13 protein-coding genes are annotated in these 12,281 nt (G+C 42.9%); 8 read left to right on the top strand and 5 right to left on the bottom strand.

Features of this window, described 5'->3' with window-relative positions:
• From ACSLP7_RS05875 to ACSLP7_RS05890, 4 genes are all read left to right on the top strand, one after another.
• Nucleotides 1-561 (top strand): iron chelate uptake ABC transporter family permease subunit (locus tag ACSLP7_RS05875; protein ID WP_435578443.1); only part of this gene is annotated, 561 nt, incomplete at its 5' end.
• Entirely contained in the window at nucleotides 561-1,343 is a 783-nt protein-coding gene (locus tag ACSLP7_RS05880; RefSeq protein ID WP_435578444.1) for an ABC transporter ATP-binding protein, read from the top strand. The genes ACSLP7_RS05875 and ACSLP7_RS05880, both read left to right, overlap by 1 nt.
• A gap of 74 nt (nucleotides 1,344-1,417) precedes the next feature.
• Nucleotides 1,418-2,746, top strand: coding sequence for a DNA recombination protein RmuC (gene rmuC, locus ACSLP7_RS05885; RefSeq protein WP_435578445.1), 1,329 nt, complete (start codon nucleotides 1,418-1,420; stop codon nucleotides 2,744-2,746).
• The gene (locus ACSLP7_RS05890) at nucleotides 2,733-2,957 is read left to right on the top strand and encodes a hypothetical protein (RefSeq protein ID WP_435578446.1); all 225 of its coding nucleotides are present in this window, start codon (nucleotides 2,733-2,735) and stop codon (nucleotides 2,955-2,957) included. Before rmuC ends, ACSLP7_RS05890 begins: the two co-directional genes overlap by 14 nt.
• A gap of 68 nt (nucleotides 2,958-3,025) precedes the next feature.
• On the opposite strand, the gene carB is transcribed toward ACSLP7_RS05890, so the two are convergent.
• Together carB and rpmH are read right to left on the bottom strand one after the other, a co-directional pair.
• Complete coding sequence (carB, locus tag ACSLP7_RS05895; protein ID WP_435578447.1) at nucleotides 3,026-5,878, bottom strand: carbamoyl-phosphate synthase large subunit; 2,853 nt, start codon at nucleotides 5,876-5,878, stop codon at nucleotides 3,026-3,028.
• Between the two features lie 104 nt (nucleotides 5,879-5,982).
• Complete coding sequence (gene rpmH / locus ACSLP7_RS05900; RefSeq protein WP_272833302.1) at nucleotides 5,983-6,141, bottom strand: 50S ribosomal protein L34; 159 nt, start codon at nucleotides 6,139-6,141, stop codon at nucleotides 5,983-5,985.
• Between the two features lie 154 nt (nucleotides 6,142-6,295).
• Here rpmH and ACSLP7_RS05905 point away from each other — a divergent pair, with 154 nt between their 5' ends.
• The 3 genes from ACSLP7_RS05905 (at nucleotide 6,296) to ACSLP7_RS05915 (ending at nucleotide 8,537) form a co-directional block, all read left to right on the top strand.
• Nucleotides 6,296-7,186: a DUF6263 family protein gene (locus ACSLP7_RS05905; protein WP_435578448.1), complete on the top strand. Its 891-nt coding sequence runs from the start codon at nucleotides 6,296-6,298 to the stop codon at nucleotides 7,184-7,186.
• Nucleotides 7,186-7,743 (top strand): DUF2892 domain-containing protein, encoded by a 558-nt coding sequence (locus tag ACSLP7_RS05910; protein ID WP_272833300.1) that lies wholly within the window; start codon nucleotides 7,186-7,188, stop codon nucleotides 7,741-7,743. Before ACSLP7_RS05905 ends, ACSLP7_RS05910 begins: the two co-directional genes overlap by 1 nt.
• A 92-nt stretch (nucleotides 7,744-7,835) precedes the next feature.
• Nucleotides 7,836-8,537, top strand: coding sequence for a TlpA family protein disulfide reductase (locus ACSLP7_RS05915; protein ID WP_435578449.1), 702 nt, complete (start codon nucleotides 7,836-7,838; stop codon nucleotides 8,535-8,537).
• 3 nt (nucleotides 8,538-8,540) lie between these two features.
• Here the strand turns inward: ACSLP7_RS05915 and ACSLP7_RS05920 are convergent, their stop codons facing one another.
• Together ACSLP7_RS05920 and ACSLP7_RS05925 are read right to left on the bottom strand one after the other, a co-directional pair.
• Complete coding sequence (locus ACSLP7_RS05920) at nucleotides 8,541-9,473, bottom strand: lytic transglycosylase domain-containing protein (RefSeq protein ID WP_435578450.1); 933 nt, start codon at nucleotides 9,471-9,473, stop codon at nucleotides 8,541-8,543.
• Nucleotides 9,474-9,528: 55 nt separating this feature from the next.
• Nucleotides 9,529-10,194: an alpha/beta hydrolase gene (locus ACSLP7_RS05925; RefSeq protein ID WP_435578451.1), complete on the bottom strand. Its 666-nt coding sequence runs from the start codon at nucleotides 10,192-10,194 to the stop codon at nucleotides 9,529-9,531.
• Between the two features lie 267 nt (nucleotides 10,195-10,461).
• Here ACSLP7_RS05925 and ACSLP7_RS05930 point away from each other — a divergent pair, with 267 nt between their 5' ends.
• On the top strand, nucleotides 10,462-10,761 hold the full coding sequence (locus ACSLP7_RS05930) for a GNAT family N-acetyltransferase (protein ID WP_291187138.1): 300 nt from the start codon (nucleotides 10,462-10,464) through the stop codon (nucleotides 10,759-10,761).
• On the opposite strand, the gene mtaB is transcribed toward ACSLP7_RS05930, so the two are convergent.
• Nucleotides 10,758-12,110, bottom strand: coding sequence for a tRNA (N(6)-L-threonylcarbamoyladenosine(37)-C(2))-methylthiotransferase MtaB (gene mtaB, locus ACSLP7_RS05935; RefSeq protein WP_435578452.1), 1,353 nt, complete (start codon nucleotides 12,108-12,110; stop codon nucleotides 10,758-10,760). The two genes, ACSLP7_RS05930 and mtaB, sit on opposite strands and share 4 nt — an antisense overlap.
• Nucleotides 12,111-12,281: the final 171 nt, after the last annotated feature.

Genomic DNA, 12,281 nt, shown 5'->3' on the forward strand with positions numbered 1-12,281 from the left:
TTGATTATTGGACTCATGTTTGGGTCGCTCACTGCCGCTGTGGTAGCCGTAATGGCGTTTTTCAGCCCTGCAGAAGATCTGCAACGTTATGTTTTTTGGTCTTTTGGAAGTCTGGGAGGTAATTCTTGGGGAAGCGTGGGCGTACTAAGCCTTTGTGTTGTCATAGGAATACTGATGAGTCTTTTCAATATTAAAGCCCTAAATGCCCTGCTATTAGGTCCCGATTACGCCCAAAGCATTGGGGTGCATTTAAAACGCGCTACACTTTGGATCATATTGGCCACCTGTATTTTGGCAGGAGCCATAACCGCATTTGCCGGACCGATTGCCTTTGTCGGTTTAGCTGTTCCGCATTTGACGCGTCTGTTTTTAAATACTTCGGACCATAGAGTGCTGGTACCTGCAGTAGCTTTAACAGGAGGAATTCTAATGATGATCTGTGATGTTATAGCCCAATTGCCGTATTCTGAATTCACCCTGCCTATAAACGCAGTCACCTCACTCTTTGGAGCTCCGGTGGTTATTTGGCTGTTGGTCCGTAAACGTAAACTCTTGTTCTAATGGAAAGGTCGGCGGCAATCACACTTCAGGACCTGTCCATTGGATATGGTAAAGGCAAAACGCAAACGCTTGTTGCTCAAGGGATCAATTTGACTATCAAAACTGGCGGCCTCTACGGACTCATTGGAATTAATGGGGCGGGGAAATCGACCTTAATCAAAACCCTCAATGGTTCCTTAACTCCTTTAAGCGGAACACTTCTTTTTGACGACCAAGAAGCACAAGACTTAAGCTCTGGCGAACGCGCAAAACTGCTCAGTGTGGTACTGACCAAGTCTCCGATTTCTCTAAATCTGAGTTGTTATGAGCTCATTGCTCTGGGAAGACACCCTTATACCAATTGGATGGGTGTGCTCAACGAGCAAGACAAGCAAGCGGTGGAAGATGCACTGATCAAAACAGACCTACTGGAATTGAAAGATCGAAAATGCTATGAGCTCAGTGATGGCCAATTACAACGCGCTTTATTGGCTCGCGCGATTGCTCAGAACACGCCATTGATTATCTTGGATGAACCCACGACTCATTTGGACCTGCATCACAAGTTTAAAATGCTCAAATTAATGCATGAATTGGCCGCAGAAGGCAAGACGATTATTTACGCCACGCACGACCTAGAACAGGCTTTAGATCTTTGTGATAAGTTATTGATCATCCAAGGGAAACAGATTGAAATGCACAGCCCGAAAGCAGCTATTGAAGCTGGGATCATTCAACAGTTATTTCCAAAAGAAACCGTGAATTTCGACCCGGCAAACAAACGCTTTTTCCTCAGTAAGTAAGGATTCATAAATTCTATCTTTCCGCAAGCTAAAAACTAAGAAAGTTCAAAAGGCTTCCCTATCTTTATCAAACTATGACAAGCGAAGTATTTTTATTTGTTTTACTAGCGATTCTCTGCATGATCTTTGGCGCCTTTATCGGCAATCGCCTGGCACGACTTAAATTCAATGCCAGAACTGCAGCGCTAGAAGAACGTCTGCATCAAGAGCATTTACAGATCGAAAAATTGGACGAGCAGTTCAAAAACTCTCTGTTGGATAAAGAAAGTCTGCGGGAGGAAAAAGAATTTCTAGGCAACGAACTCACCAAGCAGAATGCCGCTTATGATCACCTGAAACAACGCAGTCAAGAACAACAAGAAGAGGTAGAAAAACTCCAAGAAAAGTTTGCCAAGGAATTTGAGAATTTGGCCAACAAGATCTTTGATGAAAACTCCAAAAAGCTCACCCATAGAAATAAAGAGAGTATTGAGACGATCCTGAATCCGCTGCAAGAAAAGATCAAAACCTTTGAGAAAAAGGTAGAAGATACCAACAAGGAAAACATTGTAAAGCACACCGAGCTCAAGCAACAGATCAAAGGGCTGATGGAACTCAACGAGCAAATGAGTAAAGAAGCCACCAACCTGACCAAAGCCTTGAAGGGCGACAGTAAAATGCAAGGAAACTGGGGGGAACTGGTCTTAGAACGCGTTCTTGAGAAATCTGGTTTAGAGAAAGACCGAGAATATTCCGTGCAGTCTAGTTTTACCACAGAAGATGGGAAACGAGTACTTCCCGATGTGATCATTCACCTGCCTGAAGGGAAAAAGATGATCATTGACTCTAAGGTGACCCTTACGGCCTATGAGCGCTTTGCTAGCGAAGAAGATGAATCGCAGCGCCCAGCACTACTCAAGGAGCACATTGGATCCTTAAAACGCCACGTGGATCAATTGAGCGAGAAGAACTATCAAAACCTCTATCAGATAGAGAGTCCAGATTTTGTATTGCTATTCGTTCCCATAGAACCGGCATTTGCTTTGGCCACTCAGGCAGAACCTACACTCTACAATTGGGCTTTTGAAAAGAATATCGTCATTGTGACTCCCACTACCCTATTGGCAACCTTGCGTACCATTGACAGCATGTGGAACAATGAAAAGCAGCAGCAGAACGCCTTGGAAATTGCCAAACAAGCCGGTGCGCTTTACGATCAGTTTGTCAACCTAACGGATGATCTTTTGAAAGTCGGCAAACAGCTGCAAACCGTTACGGGGACTTATGAGACCAGTATGAAAAAACTCACTGGTCGCGGTAATCTGATCACCCGAGTGGAAAAGATCAAAAAGCTCGGAATTAAACAAACCAAGCACCTCAATGAGAACTTGCTAAAACGCGCAGAGTCTGATGAAACTGATTAAGATCATGGAGATTCTGGGTTATGGCCTGTTCAGCTTTGTCATGTGGTGGGCTGGAATAAGCACGCTCATAGGTAAGAAGATGCAGTCAGTCATTGATTCCTATGGCGGAGCAATGAAATTCTTTGGAATCCTGGCGTTGCTTATAGCCTTAGTGCTCAGTTATATTACGATCAAAAAGTTAAGAGAGTATCGCAAAGGAGATTTTACTTGAAACCAACCATCAAAACATAAAAAAGGCGCGGAAATAAAACCGCGCCTTTTCTTTTCTATATCCTAAATTTACTTGGTCAAATACATCTTACGACGGGAGTACAATTCATAGAACTCATCGTCCTTAAGACTTTCAATGAACAAGATGGACTCTCCGGTACTCTTCATTTCTGGCCCTAACTGTTTGTTTACATTCGGGAATTTGTTGAAAGAGAAGACTGGTTGCTTAATAGCGTATCCTTCTAGCTGCGGATTGAATTTAAAATCCGATAGCTTTTTGTCTCCGAGCATCAGTTTGGTCGCATAGTTCACATAAGGTTCTCCGTAAGCCTTAGCAATAAACGGAACCGTACGTGATGCACGAGGGTTGGCCTCAATGATGTATACTTTATCATCCTTGATGGCGAACTGGATGTTGATCAATCCCACCGTATTGAGTGCTAATGCAATCTTCTTAGTGTGATCCTTGATCTGCTGCATCACAAACTCTCCTAGGTTAAACGGCGGCAAGGTCGCGTTAGAATCTCCGGAGTGAATTCCGCAAGGCTCAATATGCTCCATAATTCCAATGATGTAGACATTTTCTCCATCACAGATCGCATCGGCCTCTGCTTCAATAGCTCCGTCCAAATAATGGTCTAATAGCAATTTATTGTTCGGGATCTTGCGTAGCAAGTCAACCACGTGGGCCTCTAGATCTTGTTTGTTGATCACGATCTTCATTCCTTGCCCTCCAAGTACGTATGATGGACGTACCAATAGTGGGAAGTCCAATTCATCAGCCAAGTCAAGGGCTTCATCCGCAGTTTCAGCCACTCCAAACTTAGGATAAGGAATATTGTTATCCTTAAGCAAAGTCGAGAAGCTTCCGCGGTCTTCTGCCAAGTCTAAAGACTTATAGCTCGTACCCATGATCTTGATTCCATAACGATCTAGCTTTTCAGCCAACTTAAGTGCCGTCTGTCCTCCCAGCTGTACAATAACACCTTCTGGTTTCTCGTGACGAATAATGTCATAGATGTGCTCCCAGAATACAGGTTCAAAGTAAAGTTTGTCTGCTACATCAAAGTCAGTAGATACTGTCTCTGGATTACAGTTGATCATGATGGTCTCGTAACCTGCCTCAGAAGCTGCCAGTACTCCGTGTACACAACAGTAATCAAACTCGATCCCTTGACCAATACGGTTCGGTCCGGATCCAAGTACGATGATCTTCTTTTTATCTGTGACAGGACTGTCATTCTCCACATAGGTCTCTCCTTCTGGAGAAGTCATGGTGTTTTCAAAGGTTGAATAATAGTATGGTGTCTGTGCTTGGAATTCCGCAGCACAGGTATCTACTAATTTGTATACGCGACGAATATTCAATTCTTCACGCTTATTGTATACCTCACTCTCTAAACAACCCAGCATATGCGCGATCTGACGATCTCCATATCCTTTTTGCTTTGCCTCCAAAAGCAGATCTCTGCTCAAGGAATCAATGGTGAAGTTTGAAATTTCTTTTTCGAGTTGATACAACTCCTCGTATTGCTTGAGGAACCACATATCGATCTTAGTAATCTCGTGAATCCGTTTGAGCGGGATTCCCAACTGGATCGCATCATAGATCACAAACACGCGATCCCAACTAGCATGGGTCAACTTATCGATGATCTGATCGTAGTTGGTGTAGCCTTTTCCGTCAGCACCCAGACCGTTTCTTTTGATCTCTAATGACTGCGTCGCTTTATGCAATGCTTCTTGGAACGAACGTCCAATTCCCATCACCTCTCCTACTGCTTTCATCTGCAGTCCTAAGGTACGGTCAGATCCTTCAAACTTGTCAAAGTTCCAACGTGGAATCTTTACAATCACGTAGTCCAAAGTCGGCTCAAACAAAGCAGAAGTGGTCTTGGTGATCTGGTTTTCCAATTCATCCAAGTGATAACCCATTGCCAACTTAGCAGCGATCTTTGCAATTGGATATCCAGTTGCTTTAGAAGCCAATGCAGATGAACGAGAAACCCTTGGGTTGATCTCAATAGCGATGATCTCTTCCTCATCGTCTGGGCTAACAGCAAACTGCACATTACATCCTCCAGCAAAATCTCCAATAGAACGCATCATGTGGATGGCCATATCACGCATCTTCTGGAAGGTTCTATCAGAAAGTGTCATAGCGGGAGCCACAGTGATGGAATCCCCTGTGTGAATTCCCATCGGGTCCATATTCTCAATGGTACAGATGATCACCACATTGTCGTTGCTGTCTCTAAGCAGCTCTAACTCGTATTCTTTCCAGCCCATCATGGCCTTATCGATCATCACCTCGTGGATGGGTGAGATCTCCAAACCGCGACTGAGTGCCTCATCAAACTCCTTTTCATCATAAACAATAGAAGCTCCTGCCCCACCAAGGGTAAAGGAAGCTCTAATACAGAGTGGGAATCCAAATTCCTGAGCAATTTCTTTTCCTCTTAAAAAGGAAGTCGCTGTCTCTTGCGGCGCCATACCCACGCCGATCTCAGTCATCAGGTTGCGGAATTGCTCACGATCCTCTGTAATGTTGATCGCATCGATATTAACTCCAATGATATCAACATCAAAATCAGTCCAAATTCCTTTCTCGTCTGCTTCAATACAAAGGTTCAATGCCGTTTGCCCTCCCATGGTTGGCAATACAGCATCAATTTGCGGATGCTCCTTAAGTATCTTTACAATGGATTTGGTGTTCAGCGGCAAGAGATACACATGATCGGCCATGGATGGGTCCGTCATGATGGTTGCCGGGTTGGAGTTGATCAGAATGGTTTCGATTCCGTCTTCGCGCAAGGAGCGAAGTGCTTGTGATCCTGAATAATCAAATTCACAGGCCTGACCGATGATAATCGGCCCTGAGCCTATGATAAGGATGGACTTGATTTTTTCGTTTTTTGGCATGAATTCTCGCTGGTTTAAAAATCGTATAAAATTACGGCTATGTAGGCATAAAAAAAAGGTGTTGTTTAAAGAAACAACACCTTTTTATATACAGATTATCAACATTATTTTTTGTGACGTGCTTCAGAAGACACGGTTAATTTCTTACGGCCTTTAGCACGTCTTGAGGCCAATACCTTACGGCCATTTACAGACGCCATGCGCTCTCTAAACCCGTGCTTGTTTCTTCTTTTACGTTTCGATGGCTGAAAAGTTCTTTTCATCGTCTGTTTACTTTAGTATCTTCTTGAATGTATTCTTATGACCTCTCTCAAAGTCGGCTGCAAATATACAATCATTTTTTTCTTTCACAAAGGCAAGCTGAAAAACTTTTTTTCCTTAAAAAATTAGTTTCTTTGCACCCTAACAATTCATCTAATGAAATTCTTCAAAACTACCCTGTTTTTATTACTGATTTCGGCCTCTACAGCCTTTGGACAGCAAAAATTGGGATACAATCTTAAAAAAGGAGATCAATTCAATCTGACCCAGAAATCCCTGCAGACCATTAAGCAGAGCATCACAGGTATGGAAATTGAGCTTGTGAATGATATTTACGCAGAATTTCTACTTACCGTAGTAGAGGTAAACAAAGATTCCTATATGATTGAATTTGAGTTTACCAATTTTGCCTATGAAATGCGTTCTGATACTATGGGGCCTATGCTTTCGGTTGACACCTCTGCTGAAGAGTACGATGAAAACGATGTAACGCAAACGATCTTTAGAGGATTACTCAATGTTCCGATGACCTTTGAGATGCTTAAGACCGGACGCATCATTGATATCACTGGTGGTGATGCCCTGATCGACAATATGTTGAAGAAATCAGGCATTACGGATGAAATGCAATTGGCCGCGATGCGTCAAGGCATGGAAAAAGAATACGGCGGTCAGAAGATCGCTGCTGGATTCGAACAATTCACTTATATCTACCCAGAAAGCAAAAAGCGCAAGGGAGATACCTGGGAAACAGAGATCGATGGCGACCTAAAAGCACAACACGTTTGGACCTTAGAGTCTTTCAATCGTAATATTGCCAACATTGTAGGTACGGCCGACATTCAAATGAATATTGATTCGGGATCTGCAAAGATCCAATGTGAGGGAACACAAACTACAACGGTAGTGGTGGATTCTGCTCACGGCTTTATGACCACCTATCATTCAGAATCTACGGCAGAGGGAGAATCTTTTGTCACTGCTTTAGGAGATGAATCGATCCCAACAACTATCACAACAATTACAGACTATACCATTAATAAGTAATGTTTAATAAGTATATCAAACTCGTATTGGCCGGCGCACTTGTTGCCGCTGCCGTTTGGCAAATGACCGAAGATTATATCGGTAATGGGATCATGTTGATCCTTTTAGCTGGTGTATTTGTGTTTCTTTACTTTAAGAACGAACTCATCTTACTGGCCTTCTTAAGACTGCGTAAGCAAGACTTTCCAGGAGCAAAAAAATGGTTGGATAAGATCAAAAACCCTGAGGCTGCCTTAGTGCGCAAACAACAGGGTTATTACAATTACCTCAATGGCATGATGGTCTCTCAGACCAATATGAATGAGGCTGAGAAATACTTCAAAAAAGCCATTAGCTTAGGATTGAACCTGGATACGGATCTGGCCGTGGCTAAAATGAATCTGGCGGGAATTGCAATGACCAAGAACCGCAGAAGGGAAGCGCAGGCCCTACTCACCGAGGCTAAAAAGCTGGACAAGCACAATATGTTGGGGGATCAACTCAAGATGATGCAGCAGCAAATGAAGAAAGGCGGACAACCAAGGCAACAGTTTCAGCGCGGCGGTAGAAGACGTTAGAAGTAAGAAAAATACTTCTTTTATTGGGCTAAAAATTTGGTAATCAAGCGATTTTACTTAATTTGCCCCCAAGAATCTACCCCTATCTGCCTATGGTGAAACTAATACACCTAGTGCTTATTCTCCTATGTACTAAGGCCTTCTCGCAAGGGACAGACCCTAGAAGACAATTCTCCTACAAGATCAAAGAGCAACTCAAAGAGTACTCTTTAAATGCAGATAATGCCTATGAGCTCAAAGACTACGAGCGTGGCGCCTTCCTGTTCGATTCCTTAGTCAAACACGTGGTAGTAAACAGTTATATGGACAATTTCAAGTTCAAAAAACTGTCAGGCCGTACGGTCTACTTTCACGATTATGAAAAGCCAGTTTTCTTAATGACCTATGCGTCTTGGTGTACCCCAGGAAACGGAGAGATTCCCGCGCTGAATAAGGTTGTAGAGCAGTACCATCCCTATATAGATTTTGTGATTTTGTTCTGGAATACAAAAGCACAGGTCAAAGCGGTAGCCAAAGAGTACCACCCTAAAATGGACGTGGTTTATATTGACGAGACCGAAAATATTCACGATCACGTGATCATTAGCATGAAACACAGCTTGGGCTTCCCTACCTCCTTCTTTATCTCATCGGACAAGCAAATTTTAGATGTGCGTCGCGGGGTACTCCATCCCTATTCAGAAGAATATGAAGTTTCTTATTCTTTGAACTACGATGCCTTTCTAAAAGGCATCGCCCTCTTATTTACCAAGGAAGAAGCTCCTTATCCAGAATCCTTATTAGGACAGAACTAAGGGCTATTGCCCCATGCTGTAAACGCCTTCTTTAGGTATCGTAATGGTGTATTTCTTACGAGAAGCGTTCTTGAGATAGGTATCTCTCAACCACGGATTGTGCAACTTCAAGATCTTGTAATTGATATTGAATTTCTTGGCAAAAGCCGGCATATCGGTAATGGCGGTATCAATCACCACTTCATAAGTCGGTATTGGCTGATACAGATCTTGATCTCTAAAGTTGAATCCGTATTTCTTCGGATTACTCATGATCTCTTTAAAAGCGAGAATTCTAAACAGATAACGACTGGTCTCATCGTTTAGCAAGAGATCGTAATAGCTTCCAAAAGCATCTTGACGCTTTTGTTGTTTGCTGATTCCTGCGTTACCTGCGTTATAAGCGGCGGCAGCCAAAGTCCAACTTCCGAAACGTTCTTTAGATTTTTTAAGATACTCAGCAGCCACTTTAGTAGAAAGCTCCAGGTTGTAACGCTCATCTACGTAATCGTTGATCTCCAAACCGTATTCACGTCCGGTAGACTTTAAAAAGTGCCAAAAACCAGCAGCTCCAGCAGGAGAACGGTTATTTTGTAAGGCGCTCTCAGCCACGGCTAGATATTTAAAATCGTCTGGAAGACCATATTTCTTAAGAAGTGGTTCAATAACTGGGAAATATCGTTCGGCGCGCTTCATGATCAACAGACCATTAGACTGCCAGTAGGTGTTCACTAAAAGTTCGCGATCCATACGCTCGCGAATATCAGGGTCATCCAAAGGGACGGCTTCTCCCGCAAAACTCATTTCATCCGGCAATGGTAAGGCGTAGATATTATAATCATTGACAATCTTTACCTCTAAATTCTCATCGGTTGGCGCGTCTTGAACTGCATTGATCATCAAACCTCCGCAGCAAACTACCAACACCAACATTATCGTTTTGTAATACTTCTTCATGATTCACTAATTTTCCCAGAATAAAGATAGCAAATACCCGCAGTTAGCGCAATACTTAATCTTGGTTTAACAGCTTAAGTAATTCTTGGGTGACCGATTTAGCTCTGTAGATGACCATAGCATGGGTTCCTCCAGCGACTGTCGCCGCTCCATCTATGTTCTTGATTGGAAAAACGATGTCTTTATCACCGTGAATATGCGCCACTTCTGGATCTGGCGTTTCTCTAGGCCAGCAAATCATCATTTTTATTGCCCAATCCAAGTATTGCTTATTTCTGACCGAGAGAAACTTATCGTAAAGCTCCAGACGCTTCTTAGAACGCGGCCCAATAGCAAAGCGCTTCAGATTTCTGCTGTTCACCACCAAACCCGTAGGCAAAACCTGATAGAGTTTACTTTTTTGAGCCAAGGCAAATCTTTTAGGCAATTCAGCTCTTGACTTGACACTCGATATAATAATGACCTTGGCTTCTGGCAAAAAGGCCTTCATCTCCTGAGCCATTACTCCCCCAAAGGAAACACCCACCAAATAACCGGCTGGATCATCTACCCGGTCTGCCATGCGTTTAGCGTAATCCTCTAGTGATTCCTCCGGATGCGGGATCATCCATTCCAATATGATCACCTTAAAACGATCCGAAGGTAAATGGATGTTTTCAAAAATCTCGGGGCCGGCTGCCATGCCAGGGATCAGATATACATGTACAAGAGGTTGGTGCATCTGCGGTTTCTAGTTAAAAATCAGGGCAGAAAAAAAGAAAATTCGTACCTTTGCGTGGTAAAATTAGCAATATTTCTGATGAGATTTGCGAGCTTTTACAACAGATTTAACACCAAATAGCAGACTAACTAACTGGCTTATTATCAGCAGATAAATAGATGTGGTGTTCCATCTACTACCAACCCAAATTTTACTTATGCCGCGCGGTACTGGAATTTATTAAGAGTTTCAGCGAGACCATCTGGTAATTTTAAAAAAATTGAAATGATGATTGAAGACGTAGAGATCAACGACAACGAATTCTTAAGACAATTTGAACTTGAGGTTGGTGACAACATGGCCAGAATTGAATATTCCCTTCAAGAAAGAAAGATCTTCCTTACCAAATACTTCATGCCAGAAGACATGGAAGAACAAGGCTTTCGTGATATTTTCATCAAAGCTGTATTTAAGGAAGTTGAGGATCGAAACATCCGCTTAGTTCCAACCAGTCCTGAGATCGCGTCATTTATGCGCAAAAACCGAAGAATCTATAAAGATCTACTCCCCGTAGGAATTTCTATCTAACCCACGCCGGCCTCCCGGAGTATTTCAAAACGCACAAACCCTTCTTCATCAATCTCGCTCAGCTGTACCTGATGCAAGGTGTTGACTAGTGCCGGATCCCAAGGCATTCTAACTTTTACATAGTTTTCTGTGAAACCGTGGATATAGCCTGATTTGTTCTCGCCTTCAAAGAGCACAGTGCGTGTGCTTCCCAGTTGCGACTCGTAAAAAACACGACGTTTTTTTACCGATAGGCCGCGCAACATGCGTGAACGTTTGGATCTTATTTTTTGCGGCACAGGATCAGCCATACTTGCCGCTTCTGTATTGTCTCGTTCGGAATAGGTGAAAACGTGCAAGTAAGAAATATCCAGCTCGTTTAAGTAATTGTAAGTCTCCAGGAAATGCTCCTCAGTCTCTCCCGGGAATCCAACAATCACATCGACCCCAATACAAGCATCCGGCATAACTTGACGAATTCGCGCTACACGCTCCGTGTATAATGGCGTCAAATAACGTCTTTTCATGCGTTTTAAAAGAGCATCGCTCCCACTTTGCAATGGGATATGAAAATGTGGCACAAAGCTGTTAGAGCTCGCGACAAAGTCAATAGTCTCGTTTTTAAGCAAGTTGGGTTCGATGGAAGAAATACGTAAACGGTGAATTCCTGGAACCTCATCCAAGGCCTTTACCAGATCCAAAAAGGTGTGTTCGTGTTTCTTATTGCCAAACTCCCCTTTACCATAGTCACCGACATTTACCCCTGTCAGAACGATTTCTTTGATGTCTTTGGAAGCAATCTCTGCAGCATTCTTTAGAACATTGTCAAGGGTATCGCTTCTAGAAATTCCTCGTGCTAAAGGAATGGTGCAATAGGTACACTTATAATCACAGCCGTCCTGAACTTTCAGAAAAGCACGGGTTCTATCGCCAATAGCATAAGAACCTACGTAAAAGTCTGCCTCGTTGATCTCACAGGAATGAACTTGCCCGTAATCGTTTTTGCTCAAATCATTGATATAATCTAAAAGCTTGAATTTCTCTGTGGCTCCTAAAACTAGATCCACACCGTGAACATCGGCTAATTCTTGTGGCTTGAGTTGCGCATAACAACCAATAGCAGCTACAAAGGCCTCCGGATTGGATTTCTGAGCCTGTTTTACAATGGTTTTAAAACGCTTGTCAGCATTCTCGGTAACCGAACAGGTGTTGATCACATAAATGTCTGCAGTTTCACCAAAATCAACGCGCTCAAAACCTTCCTGCACAAACCCGCGGGCAATTGTAGAGGTCTCTGAGAAGTTCAACTTACACCCCAAGGTGTGAAAGGCGACTTTCGGTTTCTTTTTATGTGCAACTTTTAAAGACAAATCAACAGGCTATTTTACTATCTTTATCAGCATATGCGTATGCAGATTCAGCGGGCAAAATTACAATTAAATTACAGGAACTTAAAATTAAAGGGCGGTATATCGACGCTTTACCATTTTGGGTGTTTGCTGTTGATTTTTAGCCTATTGAGTTGTGGAACCGAGGCTGAC

This window comes from Gilvibacter sp. (assembly GCF_965601605.1).
In the GTDB taxonomy this organism is placed as follows: Bacteria; Bacteroidota; Bacteroidia; order Flavobacteriales; family Flavobacteriaceae; genus Gilvibacter.